Genomic DNA, 15,714 nt, shown 5'->3' on the forward strand with positions numbered 1-15,714 from the left:
CGGGCCAGTTGCTGTAGATGAGTTTTACTGTCTTAGATTTTTACTGTTGTGGCATAAATGGCTTGCTGACCGATAATGACCAGCAAGCCACTGAATGTCAGGTGATCCGCTCGACACTGGCCAGAATTTCCTCCCGCTCGAATACCTGTTTCCAGTCATCCCGCATCAATGCAGGGATACCAAATTCGATCGCCTTATTGCAGGCATCAGAGAACACGCCCTCGATTTCATTAAAGATAACGGCACTCAGAATATTCATGTGTCCCAGTAAAAAATCCCGGGCACACTCTTCTGAAACGCCCTTTTTCACCACCTCGTCCATCGCCTGGCGCATCACCATCAGCAAGGAGGCACAAACGGTTTCAGATAAACCGGGCTCCAGGTACGCCATCTGCTCAACAGTACAGCGATGGGTACGGGAAACCGGCGCATAAATGACCTTGGCTATTTCATCCCCCAGGGCATAATGCTCCTCGGGGCCTTGCATCAAGGCGTTTACAACAGCCTGTTTCGCTGCAATTCCACCGAAATAATCCTTGCGACCTGCCTCTGTAGTTTCATCATTAAAGATGGGGGGATGACAAGGGTGCGAAATAAAATAGGTAATGTCTTCACGCTCTGGCAGGTGACCGGCAAACGGCGCCGCACCATCCAGAATCACGACCAAAGTACCCGTCTCCAGTTTAGGTACCAGCACCTGTGTAACCTTGCCAATCACGGTATCGGGGATGGCCAGAATGACCACCTCCGCATCCTTGATGGCATCATCAAGGGCCACCGGGGTAGCGCCCACTTCAGCGTTTAAACGGGCAACCCCCGGTTCAGCCACCTCAACATGACGCACATCAAAATCCGTTTTCGCCAGGTTTTTGCTCAGGCGGATCCCCATTTTCCCACCTGCGCCCAATATTGCTACTTTCTTCATTTTCATCTCCAAAGGCGAATGCCCAATACGCGATATCTTTGCAGCTTACGCCGTGCTCTGCCTGCTCACTAACCTCAAAGATATCGATAAGTTATCCCGCACTGCCCACCATCACTATTGCATGGGGGCAGCCGGGTCAGATAAGGTCAGGACTGAGGTCGTTTGCGAATTGCCAATACCCAGTCAGTCTTAGTATCAGGAGGCGTAAAACTCACAGCCCGGGGCCATTCTTCACGGTTGTTGTTTCCCTTAGCGCTGATGTCCAGGGCACCGTAACCGGTAACCGGTTTCACCGGTTGGGTTTCCCCTGTTTTTGCGTTGATCCAGATGTTATTGTCATAGCTCCCTTCGGCTAAAAACAACGAGAAAGGCTCGCCGTGCATGGAAAACACCAGGTACTGTTCGCCTTCTTCCACCAGCGCGAACACCCGGAAAGGATCGTGGCCGGTGAGTTGATCACTTTGTGGGGTCAAAGTGTGAAACTGCACTTCGTTATTCATTACCTGCGCGATGATATCCACGTACTGTGACGATAAATAAAAGGGATTTTCTTCAAAAACCGGCAGGCCATAGCGACCACGGGCATACAAGCCTTTTTCCGATTCAGCACCATTCCAGTTAAAGGATGCGCCTGCCATTGTGGTGGCCCAGGCCGCCTGACGCAGATCGTCCTGACTAGCGCCGGAACGCGGATGCCAGTAACGCTGCCACAAGGCATTTCCTTCCATCATGTACACAGGTTTACCCTTATAGCCGACCAATGCGGCCATGTAGTGGGTCCAGGCGGTGCGCCAATAGTTGTAACGCTCCATGGTTTTATCCGGCGCCACGATTAAATGGTTTTCTACCGCAGCAAAGTTGTAGGCATCTTTTTCAAAATGATTTTCCCGGGGCATTTCATCCTGATAGGTGCGCAGATGATTGAAAATGTCGTATTTTTGCATCAGCTTTGCCCACCCCAGTTCGTGGGTTTCTCGCCCGCCGTCTACTTCCCAGACAAAATTCCAGCCAGCGATATTGGCAAAGGCACCCAGCCTGGCGACGGCATATTTAACATAGAACTCTTGCTCATCCTGGCTCAGGCTTTCCCAGCGCGGCCCGTCATTGCGGCTGCCGTCGAAGCCGATAAACATATATAGCCCGACATTGCGATCATTTAACCAGTCGACACGTTGCTCCATCATTTTCCAGACATTGAGCTTCATAGTGCTAGATGCTTTACCTTCCTCGTAGAGTGTCAGGTCAAGTGTGTCGGGTTTGGGACCGTCAAGGTAATATTGTTTATAACAACACAGTGACATCAACCAGTTGACCTGTAAGTGGTTGTAGCCTTTATCGATCAGAGGCTGAAACACATTGTCGCTCATCCAGTCAAAGTCCTGAGCAATGCCCCCGTGCCCCGTTTCATAATAGGACTTCAACCAGACCGGCTCCGTCCCATTGTAGGCAAACCAACGGGGGTTTTTCTCATACGGTTGAAGCATACCTTTGCCGGCATTTTCGGCCGTGCTCAAAAAGCTGCCTTCGCCCCCTTTGGTGCCATCACTCCAGCGATAGCTGTAAGTCCAGCGCCCGGTTTCATTGGGCATAAAACGCATCTTCCAGACATTGCCGGTTTGTTTATCACCGCCACCCTGGCCGTCACCGTCATAAAACCCCCAAAATGGCCATTTCTTGCCTGAAGGGGCGACATAGTCAACCAGTAACTGCACATCGTTAAACTTATTCTCGTATGAATTATTGTTTATGATCTCAGCTTCAAAAACGCGGTGATTGCCTACCGATGGTTCAGCAGCCATTACGCCGCAACCAGTTAGCCAAATCAGCAGCAAAGACACCAGATAATATCGAATAGGCTTGCATCGCATAGACTGTTTCCTCTTGTAGATTGGGTTGACGTTTAATTTCATTGCAGGAAAAAACAACAGGCAGTTGCCTCCACAAAAGCGGCTATTTGCCTGCTAAAGCGTTGATGTTTATTCACTGTGACTGCCACTTCCGTTTGATGGGATTGCATTCCCTTTGTTTTTGGTGGTGGCTTTATCCACCAAATATAAAATCGACTGGTAATCAATACCGGCATGGTGAGATAAACCGATTTCACAGGTTCGGCTATTGCTATACCCTGCGCTACAGCCTTGCGGCACTTGTTCCCGCAGACCAGACAAGGCGCTGGCGTTTAACTCCGGTGTGGTAAACCCCTTATCACCGGCAAAGCCGCAGCAGTAAATATGTTCCGGTACAACCACGTTGCGGCTGCACTGCCTTGCCAGACTATGCATCTGCTCAGCCAGGCCCATTTTTCGGCTTGAACAGGTAACATGCAGCATGACAGTGTCATCTACCGGCGTGAAATTCAGATGCGCTGACAATATCTCTGAGACAAATGCCACCGGTTCATAGATAGCTAAATGCTTGCTGGCATCGCCCTGCAACATAGCCCTGCAGGGGCTGGTATCCATTAAAATAGGATAGCGTCCCTGTTGGCTTAGCGTCTCCAGGCGTGCCAGCAATGATTGCTGTTTCTGTGCTGCGGCCTGGGCCATGCCTTTACTTTGGAATGGCATGCCACAACACTCCCCGTCAAAGTTAGGGCTGATAACGTTAAACCCGGCTTTTTGCAGCAGGCTCAGGGTAACCTCGGTGAGTGAGCGCTGCTCCTTCGCACCGATTGCCTGGCCCATCGTCCGGCTGGCACAACTGGGCATGTAAACCACCGTTTTCGCTGCCGGGGGATTGCCTGTCGTTTCTGATATCCAGTGATACCGGGCCTTTTGTGGGGTAAATTTGTTCCATTTTGGCAACTGATTAAACGACAGCGTTCTTGCAACGCCGGTCAGGCAACTCATTGCGCGATCGCCCAGCACCTTGTGCAAAGCTGATACCACCGACAGCGCGAAGCGGGAAACCCCTTCAACCCTGGCAAAATGTCTGGCTAACAAACTGGCTGTGCGCTGGTGTTTGTGATTTCGCTGTTGCCGACGCTCCCTGACAAAATCCCCGGTGTTTATTCCCACCGGACACCGGTCTGCACACAACCCCGTCGCTGCACAGGTATCAATTCCGGCATAGTCGAAGGCCTGCCCCAGTTCAGCGACCAATGCTTTATTCTCTTTGGAGCGCTCTAAACGGCTGATCTCACGGAACAGAGTAATGCGTTGCCGCGGCGTAAAACTCAAATCTTTAGAAGGACAGACGGGTTCGCAAAAACCGCATTCAATACATTTATCTATGATGCTGTTGGCGGCAGGCAACGCTTTTAAATGCGTGATATGTGCCAGCGGATTGTCATTGATAATCACCCCGGGATTAAGCAAATTTTGCGGATCAAACAAATGCTTTATTTTTTGCATGATGGCCAGACCCTTCGGTCCCCATTCAAGCTCCACAAAAGGCGCCATGTTCCTGCCGGTGCCATGTTCGGCTTTCAGGGAGCCACCAAAATCCACCGCAACCAACTGACATACGCTGTCCATGAACGATTTGTAGCGGTCTATCTCAACCTGAGTACCGAAGTCCTGGGTAAACACAAAATGCAGGTTGCCTTCCAGTGCGTGACCAAAAATGATGGCTTCGTGATACCGGTATTGCTCAAACAGCGCCTGCAACGCAGCCACCCCCTCAGCCAGGCGCTCAAGGGGGAAGGCCACATCTTCAATAATCACAGTGGTGCCATTTTCTCTGACTGCACCCACCGCCGGAAACGTGCCTTTGCGTATAGCCCACAACTGAGCACAGCGTTCGCTGTCGTCAGTAAAGGCAATACAATTGGTTTGTTTAAAGGTGGACAGCAACGCCTGTAACGCCTGCACCTGTGTTGCCAGTTTGTCGGCATTTGCGGCACGGGTTTCAATCAGTAACGCGGCAACGTTATTATCGAGATCATGGATAAACGCCGGCAATCCTGGCATGTCACTGACCGATGCCAAAGCGCGCCGATCCAGTAATTCGACAGCGGCGACGTTCGCCTCAGCGAGTGCATTCACCGCCAGGCAGGTTGTATGAATATCCGGAAAAAACACCATGGATGATGCGCGGTACTTATCTTCCCGCACGGTGTGATAGGTAATGGATGAGATAAAGCCCAGCGTGCCCTCAGAGCCAATCATCAAATGTGCCAAAATATCAATGGGATCAACAAAATCAATCAGTGAATTGATGGCATATCCGGTGGTATTTTTGAGCCTGTATTTATGTTTTATCAGGGCATGCAAAGCAGTGTCGTTGCGCACCTCCTCCGCCAGGTTTGCAATGCTTTGCAACAATACCGCGTGCGATGTCCGAAAGGCAGTAATACTGCTCTGGTCTGCCGTATCCAGCACCGCACCGTCGTAAAGTACCACGCGAATACTGGCCAGGGTGTGATAGCTGTTTTGCGCGACGCCACAGCACATGCCACTGGCGTTGTTCGCCGCAATGCCGCCAATCTTACAGCTGTTAATCGACGCGGGGTCTGGCCCCAGCTTTCTGCCATACGGCAGCAGGTACTTGTTGGCATCAGCCCCAATGACTCCAGGCCCCAGTTTAATTTTCAGCCCCAAATCCTGGATGTCATGGTTGCGCCAGCGATTCGTCAGGGTAATCAGAATGGAATCGGACTGGGCCTGACCAGATAAACTGGTGCCAGCAGCCCGAAATGTAACAGCCAGGCCAATGTCAGCTGCTGCTTTTACCACCCGTACGACTTCCTCTTCCGTATCCAGTATAAGTACCAGTTCGGGAACTAACCGGTAAAAGCTGGCATCAACTCCCATCGCCAGACGCTGAGCATAATCACTGATAATTCGCTCAGCCGGTAGAAACCTCGATAACCTGGCGGACAGTATTTGGTATGCCGACTTGTTCATTGTGTTTTCAGTCCGCCTGACCTGGCAGCTTACAGACAAATGAGTAACAGCCCGACAAAAGTTGTAAACTCACGCCCTGAGGGTGTTTTTCTACACGGGAAATACCATCGCACTCATCTAACGCCCTGCCGCTTTCGGTAACCATTTCAGTATCCTGCACGGGCAGAACTAATGTGGCGCTGGTATTCGCCGGAACCCTGGCCTGATAACGCAGTTGTCCGGCTTCGGTTTGCCAGCTGCTTTGGATTTTGCCATAGGGCGAGTCATAGTAAGCATCTACCTGTGTGATGCTCCGCTGATTATCAATACCGGGTTTCAGCAAAAAATGCTTAAAGCCCGGTTTGTCTCGTTGAATGCCCGCCGAATGACAAATCATCCATTGTGCGACTGCGCCAAAAGAATAATGATTGAATGAATTCATGCCGTTATTACCGGCAAACCCATGTTCAACGGTATAGCCATTCAGGCGTTCCCAGATAGTGGTTGCCCCCTGAACAACTGAATAAAGCCAGGACGGATAGGTTTCGCTTTGGATCAACCGGTAGGCAGTATCGCTGTAACCATTTTCAGTGAGTGCATCAGCCACCCAGGCAGTACCAATAAACCCGGTCATCAGAGAATATTCAGGGCGCTCTATGCCGCTATCATCTTTGTTTTTAGACTTTACTGTCCGGTCCAAATGGGCCGCCATGGTCGCTGTCAAAGAGTCGTCAAATGCCCCCAACGCCAGCCCTACTGCATAGGCGGTTTGTACATCCGCTTCCTTAAATTCAGGGGTACAATCCGATGGCTCCCAAATATTGCCGTAAGTCAGCCAGCCAAGCGCCTTTTTATCCGGGGACACAAAGGTATCGTTGAAGAACGCTTTGCGGTTCAGGTGTTGGCGATGAAACCTTGCAGCCTGCTTTTCGTCGCCAAGAATGCGGGCGACCTGCTGCATGATATTCAAAATATAAACCTGATAGGCGGTAGCCAGAAATGCGGAACCAACCTGCTGATGTTGCGGCCCAAGCCAGTCGCCTAAACCGTCATCGGTAATAAATCCGCTGTTTTCATCCGTGACGCTGTCCAGAAAGTCCATATAAGCCTGCATTGACGCGTAATGCTCCGCCAGTAAGCCAAAATCGTTGAATTGCAGGTATGCTTCCCAGGCCAAAGTAATACCAGCACTGCCCCACAATATACCGCCGAAACCACCTCCTACCGGGGCGATGTCGGGATATCGGCCTGCAGGGCTTTGAGTGTCCCGCATTGCTTTGAGATAGCGACGGATAAACTGCGAAGAGTCACTGATAAAAGTGGCACTGCGTCCAAACACATTAATATCGCCGGTCCAGCCCATACGCTCATTGCGCTGCGGGCAATCGGTGGGCACCGACAGAAAATTATCAATATTGGACCAGACGATATTCGACCAGAGCTGATTGACGTTTTTATTTGAGCTTGTGTAATTGGCGGTCAATCGGGACACGGAACTAATAACAATGCCTTTAACTGCAGATAACGGCAAAGCCTCGTCAATGCCGGTAATTTCAATGTACTGAAAACCATGAGAAGTAAAACGCGGCTGAAAACGTTGCGGCCCCGCCTTCATGATATAAATATCCTGACTCAGTGCTGAGCGATAATTTTCAGTCAGAATCATGCCTACATTGGGGCCGGATTCAGGTAAATCCGGATACAACATTTCGGCAAAGCGCAGGGTGATTTGCTGACCTTCGTTGCCATTCGCCAAATCAAGTTGTGGCACACCCACGATATTCTGACCTATATCATAGACGAACACCCCGGGCCGGACTTCCTCAACACTTTGCGCATTAAGCGTCTTAAATACCCTGGCTGGCTCACCAACCTGCCCCTCCAGAGCCATGTTTTCATAGCTCAGATGCTGAGCTTCAATCATCATGCTGGGCCGACTACCGGAGGTAGCAGAGTTTTCCAACGGCACCTGTCGGGCAGGTACCCAACCATCCGCGTTAAATCCCGCCTGACTCCAGTTGCTTATTTCAGCTTCTTTGCGGGCGTCATAGACTTCCCCCATCGTCAGACTGCTGTAGGTAATGGGTCCCTGATTAAAGAACTGCCAGTTCTGGGTATCAGTGTTAAACACCAATTCGGTACCGTCAGCTAAGGTGACCACCAGCATCGCCAGCAGCGATTGCTGATCGCCAAAGCAATGCCAGGTATTACCGTAACTTAACAGCCCGCTCCACCAGCCTTCTGCCAGCAAGGCCCCCATGGCATTATTGCCCGATAAAATATAGGACGACACATCATAGGTCTGGTACAGATGGGTTTCATTGTATTGTGTCAGGCCCGGATTATAGTAGTCGTTTCCAATCCGATGGCCGTTGATATAAAACTCGTAGATACCGCGGGCAGTAACGTAAAGACGCGCCCTGGCGATTGTCTTGCCTTGCAGATCGAACTCAGAGCGCAACATCGGCATACCATTTTGGCTGGGATCTGCCACGATGAAGGTGCCTTTAGTACCACCTGAAATCTGGTAGCGCTGGTTTTCAACCCGGAAATGAGGGGATGCTTGATGTGCCGCAAATATGCCGCTGTAAGGCAAGTTCAGGGATTCGGAAAACACATTGTTGTTGGGCGCATGGATATTGCTGACCCGCAGATTACTAAAGCTGGCGTGTTGCTCTGGCTCCACCCTAAATCCGATTGCGTTCAGCATCCCGTAGGGTAACGTATCGTGATCGCCGCCTTCCTCATTTAAGCAAACCCTGGCACCATGCATCATGGGGGCACGGGCTTTTTCTGAAAACAATACCGGCGTTCTGGGTCGTTGTGCCCCAAGATAAAAATCGCTATTGCCGTCAAGCTGTATGGTCAGGGTGCCATATTCACTATGGATAAACAGATGGTGTAGCGCGTAACGGTTGTCCTGGTTAATCACCTGGTGTTTAATTCTGAACTGCGCCACAGGCACTGCCGGGTTATCTTCGGGTAGATAACCCGCGCGATAAATGTTCAGCCGGGCATGACCCTGCACCTCATCCAGCCCGGCAATATCCAACTCAACACGGAAATAACTTTCATTAAGAGCACTTTCCTGCTGATAGATGTTTTTATACTTGTCCAGAAAACGAGGGTCATTGGCTGCGAATATAATACTGGCACACTGGCTCCCCGGCGCAATTTCAACATCCACAGACAAGTCATACAGTGGCAAGTAGTCGGCATACAAAGGCTTGTCATTGTCACCGCCGCCAATCCACTGTGCCCCTTGCCAGGCGCTGATATCCGAATTCATCAGACCGGTTTCAAACCAGGATTCAGTTTCGCTGACTTGCGAATCCTGATCCCAAACCGCCACCCGCCATTGGTAGCGGCTGCGGGGCTGAAGAGATTTGCCCTGATAAAGGATATGCACCGACTGATCACTACTTACTTCACCGCTGTCCCAAAACAGCACACCGGCATCATTACACACTGTAATACGGTAACCCAGTTGTTTCTGGCCGCGGCGTTCTGGTTGATGACGCATCTGCCAACTGAAGCGTGGCTGCAGTACATCAATACCTAACGGGTTCGCCTGGTACTCAACTTTTAAATTATCGGGCTGCATACTACTCAACGTCCAGTTTGCGCCAGAAAACACCTCCGCTAAGCTCTTATATTGGGTATCAGCCTGCGTGAATCAGAAAATGTATCCGGACCTGTTATCTTTGCAAGGGCACTCAACCTGCAACATTTTTTCAACATATTGCACCTGTTGCCGAAGCACCATGCTCCGGATATTACAACAAATGACTTAAATAGCAACATTTTGATTACATGCGATTGAAAAAAGTTCAACAAGCATAATTCAGACTTATGGCTGCTCACAAGGTACCTAAAAACCTGCCAGAAACAGCCTGAACACCCCAACATCAAAGCCACCAGCCCATTGCTACAGATTTTTATCTTGCGCCACATTAGCGCCACTTTCGATAAAAACAGTGATTTAACTGACAGTTAAGAAAATGAAACAACAAAACCAAATGACACCTTATGAGCGATATTGATTATTGTTATTGATTTTAACATTCTGACTCGCTAGTCTGATATCTATGATAGCAGACGAAACCTTCAAAAAAGCCACAGGGGGTCGTCACAGAATAATGAGATAACATGAAAACCAGTCAAGGCTCGTTGCACCGCTTGCAGGTTGAATACCGTCAAACCCCCTTGGGTATTGACGTCACTCAGCCGCGCTTCAGTTGGCAAATGGCTAATGCCAGGGGGATACGCGGCCAATATCAGCAGGCCTATCGCATCCTGGTAAAAAACAGCAAGGGCGAAGTCGCGTGGGATTCCGGCAGGGTGTTCTCATCTGACTCTTTACACATTGTTTATCAGGGCTGGCCCCTGCAGGCTTGTACAACTTACAACTGGGCGGTCACGGTTTGGGATCAAAATGCAGACACTCTTGAGGCCGGGTCGTGGTTTGAAACCGGCCTGATGAATTCTGACATCAGCGCATGGGAAGGTGCAAAGTGGATTGGTGGTGACGACAGCGATTTGTGTTTATACGCTGATTATCTGCCGCTGTATAATCTGTCGGCAGATTTGCGCATTGACCCCGGCAGCACAAGGGCTTCAATACTGCTGGCCGCCAATGATCCGCGACTGTGTCACAAAGACAAAAACATCTATCAACTGCACAATGGCGTAAATCAAAGCTATTTCAGTGTAGAGCTTGATGTGGGTGAGATATCCCGTCGGGGTGGTTTTGCGCATTTGCGCTTTTATCGGGCCGGTTACAGTGCCGATGATGTGCCCGACAAACCGCTATTTGATTATATTGTAAAACCCTCGGTTATTAATCACCATAACCAACATCAGTTTCATCATCTTTTGATCCATAACGCCTATGGTACCTTGACGGTGCAGCTAAATAATCAGGCTGATTTCTACCTCAACACTGTCGTACAGCCACCGGCCGATCCCAGATTTCCGCCACTCAGGCCACTGCTTCAGGGTGCCAGAGCACCGTTAAATCCCGCCGGGAACGATCATCGGGTAATAACCTACGGCATGCTTAATCATATAGGCTTTTTAGTAGAGCCAGGCCAACAGGCCCAGGTTAAAAACCTTGCAATAAACAACGTCCACGCGCCGCGCAATACCCTGTTCAGAGAACATCCGACGCCACACCAAAGCATCTTTTCCGATCAGATAGTGGCGGGATCTTTTGTTATTGAAAACGGGCACTATGCGCTGACTGGTGGAGTTGACGGGCTTTGTATACTGGCGAATCCCAGCCGCAACAGTATGCCTATGGTACGCCGGGAGTTTGCACTAAAAGCGCAGACAATCACCAAAGCCCGTCTGTATGTTACGGCCAGAGGCATCTATGAGTTTTTCATTAATGGCCAGCGAATAAGCAACGATTATTACAACCCGGGGCTGACCCAGTACAACCGCACGCATCTGTACCAAAGCTATGATGTCACCGATCTTCTCCGTACCGGTAGCAATGCAATGGGGGCTCAGTTAGCCGAGGGATGGTGGAGCGGGATGCTGGGCTTTGGCAACACCTGGCATGGCTTTGGCGACCGGCAATCATTGTTGGTAAAACTGGTTGTCGAGTATCAGGATGGCAGCCGCGATGTGCAGGTTTCGGATGATCAGCACTGGCAATTTTTTAACCAAGGTCCGGTAGTGTACGGCAGCCTGATACAGGGTGAAGTGTATGACGCAAACAAAGCGCACTCAGTCGCCGGCTGGAGCGAGCCGGGTTTTAATACCGCACGCTGGACACGCGCCCACGAAGTTCCGCTAACAGGCACAGTGACGCAGGGGATACATCCGAATCTCAGGCAAAAGCCACAACATTTAGACTTCACTCAACAGGCACTGATTGGGCAAATAGGGGAGCCGGCCCGTGAGTTCAAAGTAATCAGCGCCCGGGAAGTCCGGCAGGTGCGCCCCGGAGTATTTGTTTACGACCTTGGACAGAATATTGTCGGAGTGCCGCGTATTGACTTTAACCAAGGCCAAGCAGGGCAGGTTGTAACCCTGCGTTACGCAGAAATGTGTTATCCGGACCGCCCGGAATCAGGCGCCAATGCCGGTATGATTCTGACCGAGAATTACCGCGCAGCCCTCAGTCAGGATATATACATAATGAAGGCGGGCAAACAGTGTTATCAGCCCAGATTTACCTTCCACGGGTTTCAGTACATCGAAATAACCGGCATCGAAACTGCGCTGCCACTGACAGCTGTGCAGGGGGTTGTGATCAGCTCCATTGCCGAATTAACCGCCGGATATCAAAGCTCTGACACCGGGTTGAACAAACTATGGTCAAACATTGTATGGTCAAATATTGATAACTTCTTATCTGTGCCCACCGATTGCCCGCAACGCAATGAACGAATGGGCTGGTCGGGAGATATCAGCGTGTTTAGCCGCACGGCGTCTTACATCAGTGATTGTTCTCAGTTCTTGCGCCGACATTTGATAAGTATGCGCGATACCCAGTCTGACAACGGGCGCTATGCGGATATTGCGCCGATTGATGGCGGTTTTGGCGGCCTGTTATGGGGCTGTGCCGGTATCGTATTGCCGTGGGAAATCTACTGGCAATTTAATGATATTGGGATACTGGCAGAAAACTATACCGCCATGTTGAACTACCTGAATTACCTGGATACCACACTCGACCCGGCCACCGGACTAAGCCGCGATCAGGAATTGGGTGACTGGCTGGGACCGCAAAATCAACAATTAGGAGCGGCCTTTCCGGCGACGGCTTATCATGTGTATGCTTTGGGCATCGTCGCCAAAACTGCCGCTTTGCTGGGCCACGAAGAGGATGCAGCCTCCCTGAAAGGGCGTTACCACAAGCGCCAAGCATTTCTTAATACCCTGTTGGCAGATACTGCCGACACACAGAGTTTTTATGCCATTGGATTAGCCCTTGGCGTTTTTGAAGACCAGGATAACGCCCGTTTTGCGGCCAGGCTCAATAACTGCGTAACGCGACAATCCAGTGACGACAACGGCATAGTGCGACCGGAATATTCCCTGATGACCGGGTTTATCGGCACGGCATGGATAGGAGATGCGTTGAGCGCCCATGGCTACGGTGACACTGCCTACCGGTTATTCCTGAACGATCAATACCCGTCATTACTGTATTCAGTGCGTCAGGGAGCATCAACAATTTGGGAGCGTCTGAACGGCTATACCACTGAACATGGTTTTGCCGGTAACAACAGCATGAATTCTTTCAATCATTACTCCTTTGGCGCCGTCGGACAATGGCTGATGAGTCACTCAGCAGGCATTCAGCGGGCAACACCCGGATTTAAAAACTTTGCGCTTCGACCCGAAATCGACGGCAACGGTCAAATCTCAGCGGTAGACGCCTGGTACCAGTCACCCTATGGCAAAATCACCAGTCACTGGTGGATAGAGGACAACGCATTGCACTATAAAACAAAAGTGCCGGCCAACACGACAGCCACCCTGCAACTGCCGGTAACAGACATAAAGGCGATCACCGAAAGCGGCACTACATTACAAGACAGCGCGGGCATTTATGCTATTCAACACTGTGATGGTTATATCAGTATGCAATTGCAATCAGGTGAGTATCACTTTAACTGTCAACACACTACCAAACCCTAACAGCGCAAAAACCCCGACATTCGCCCTGCTAAAACCCACAATTCAACTTGTGGTAAAGGATTTGTTACCATTTTGTGAGCTATTTTGAAAACTTATGAGTTACTTTGTCTATTTTTGAGTTGAATGAGCGGCGAGTGAATGATAATGTTAAATCTGATGTTAATAAAATGTGACCCTGTTGTACGACAGTAATCACTCAGAGTTACAAGTCAGCAACATTAAACAACGTAACAGGTTGGTTTTTCCGGCCTAGCTCCAATGCAAAAAGGCACAGCACGAAAGCGACTGGCGTTACCCGTGCTCAGGCGAACCGGTTACAGTATAAATCTGAATTTAAGGTGGTATGTAATGAATGCTCTTTTACCAAAAGGCGAAATTAATAGCGAATGGACCGGTGGTTTCTGGGAAGAAAGATGGAATTTTTGTCGGGACAAAATGGTCCCGCATATGTGGAGCATTCTGGACAACAGGGAAGTCAGCCACTGCTGGGAAAACTTCCAGCTGGCGGTGGGTGAATCAGACAATGAAGGCGGACACTCTGGCCCTCCTTTCTGGGATGGTGATCTGTTCAAATGGTTGGAAGCGGCGATCAGGGTCTATGCCAATTCAGACAATGAAGAATGGCTGAAGCGCCTCGACTACATTATCGATACCATCGCCAAAGTACAGCGCGACGATGGCTATATCTTTACCATGGAAGCCATTGAACGCGCCAGAACCGGGGAAACCAATCCGCTGGAAGATATCAATAACTTTGAAGTGTTTAACATGGGGCATTTAATGAGTGCCGGGGTTATACACTACAGAATGACCGGCCAGACTAAACTGCTGGACCTTGCCAAAAAGGCGGCTGGCTGGCTGAAGACCCAATTTGACAACCTTGAAGAAGCGACTCCGCGTACAGCGGTTTGTCCGTCTCATTACATGGGCCTTGCAGAGCTGTATCAGGCAACCGCCGACGAGCAGTATCTCAACCTGCTGGAAAAACTGATTTTGTTAAGAGATATGGTGCCTGACGGTACCGATGATAATCAGGACAGGCACCCGCTCAAAGAACATCGTGAAATCTTGGGTCATGGCGTGCGCGCCACGTATCTTTATGCCGGACTGACCGACCTGTATTTGGGCAAAGGCGACGAAGATTATCGCGCCGTTTTGGAGGCAGTGTGGCAGGACATGGTGTCCAAAAAAACCTATATCACCGGGGGTTGCGCACCACTATATGATGGTGTGTCGCCGTACGGCGGTGATGACTATGACGCTATCCAGCGCACCCATCAGTCTTTTGGTCGGGCGTATGAGCTGCCAAACATCAACGGTTACAACGAAACCTGTGCCAGCATAGGTAGTTATTTATGGGCCTATCGTATGGTGAATGCGTTTCAACACGGCAAATACGCAGATCAGATGGAACGGGCACTGTACAACAGTACCATTTCCGGAATTAATCTGGATGGCGACAAGTATTTCTATACCAATGCCCTGCGTTGTGTTCACGACCACGATTTGCCCTATGATCTGAAATGGAGCCGTCATCGCGAGGACTTCCTGTCGTCTTTTTGCTGTCCCCCGAACGTTGTGCGCACCATTGCGGAAACACAAGATAAGGCCGCGGTAGTGTGGGAAAATGGCATTGCATTTCTGATGTACGGTGACAGCAGAACGGCTGTGACCCTGGCTGATGGCGGCAAAGTTACAATGAAAGTCAGCAGCGATTACCCCTGGCATGGCGATATCGCATTTGAAATTGAATCCATTGACGCTGACGCTCCCTTTTCTGTGTACCTGCGTATCCCGGGCTGGGCAGAGTCCTATCAGGTGCAGATTAATGGGCAGCCTGCCACGCACCTGGAACAGGCTCACAATGGCTTTATCGAAATTAACCGACAATGGCAGGCGGGTGACAAAATAGCACTGTCTTTGCCAATGGAGGTGATACTCAACGAATGCCATAACCTGGTAGAAGAGAATCGCAACCACCTTGCGATAACGCGCGGACCACTTGTCTATTGTCTGGAAAGTGCCGACATTCCTGAAGGTTGCAGCGTTGCCGACCTGCATATTGATCCCAATTCAGCATTCAGTTTCGAAAAGTCCCGCATCAGCGGTGTCGATTTAGGGGTATTGAAAGGCACACTCTATACCCGCAACCCCAGAAACGACTCGCCAGAGGTGCTTTATAAAAAGTACCAGGCACCAACGTTTAAACAGGTAGATGTTACCCTTGTGCCCTATTTTGCGTGGGATAACAGAGACAAGGGCGAAATGACCGTGTGGCTGCCAATCTTGCCGGTGCAAAACTGAGCA

At 50.2% G+C, this 15,714-nt stretch carries 6 protein-coding genes; 2 read left to right on the forward strand and 4 right to left on the reverse strand.

Annotated features, from left to right (window positions below):
* Nucleotides 1-97: 97 nt before the first annotated feature.
* From AC0J20_RS04995 to AC0J20_RS05010, 4 genes are all read right to left on the reverse strand, one after another.
* Nucleotides 98-925 (reverse strand): phosphogluconate dehydrogenase C-terminal domain-containing protein, encoded by an 828-nt coding sequence (locus AC0J20_RS04995; protein ID WP_473020863.1) that lies wholly within the window; start codon nt 923-925, stop codon nt 98-100.
* 146 nt (nt 926-1,071) lie between these two features.
* Nucleotides 1,072-2,793 (reverse strand): DUF5060 domain-containing protein, encoded by a 1,722-nt coding sequence (locus AC0J20_RS05000; RefSeq protein ID WP_473020864.1) that lies wholly within the window; start codon nt 2,791-2,793, stop codon nt 1,072-1,074.
* Between the two features lie 108 nt (nt 2,794-2,901).
* Nucleotides 2,902-5,772: an FAD-binding and (Fe-S)-binding domain-containing protein gene (locus AC0J20_RS05005; RefSeq protein ID WP_473020865.1), complete on the reverse strand. Its 2,871-nt coding sequence runs from the start codon at nt 5,770-5,772 to the stop codon at nt 2,902-2,904.
* Between the two features lie 7 nt (nt 5,773-5,779).
* Complete coding sequence (locus AC0J20_RS05010) at nt 5,780-9,355, reverse strand: family 78 glycoside hydrolase catalytic domain (protein ID WP_473020866.1); 3,576 nt, start codon at nt 9,353-9,355, stop codon at nt 5,780-5,782.
* A 545-nt stretch (nt 9,356-9,900) separates the two neighbouring features.
* Here AC0J20_RS05010 and AC0J20_RS05015 point away from each other — a divergent pair.
* Both AC0J20_RS05015 and AC0J20_RS05020 read left to right on the forward strand, forming a co-directional pair.
* Nucleotides 9,901-13,407, forward strand: a complete 3,507-nt coding sequence (locus AC0J20_RS05015) for a family 78 glycoside hydrolase catalytic domain (protein WP_473020867.1) — start codon at nt 9,901-9,903, stop codon at nt 13,405-13,407.
* A 348-nt stretch (nt 13,408-13,755) separates the two neighbouring features.
* Nucleotides 13,756-15,711 carry a glycoside hydrolase family 127 protein gene (locus AC0J20_RS05020; protein ID WP_473020868.1) on the forward strand — a complete coding sequence of 652 codons (1,956 nt, stop codon included), beginning with the start codon at nt 13,756-13,758 and terminating at the stop codon, nt 15,709-15,711.
* Nucleotides 15,712-15,714 lie beyond the last annotated feature (3 nt).

It is taken from the genome of Planctobacterium sp. R6, from assembly GCF_055755215.1.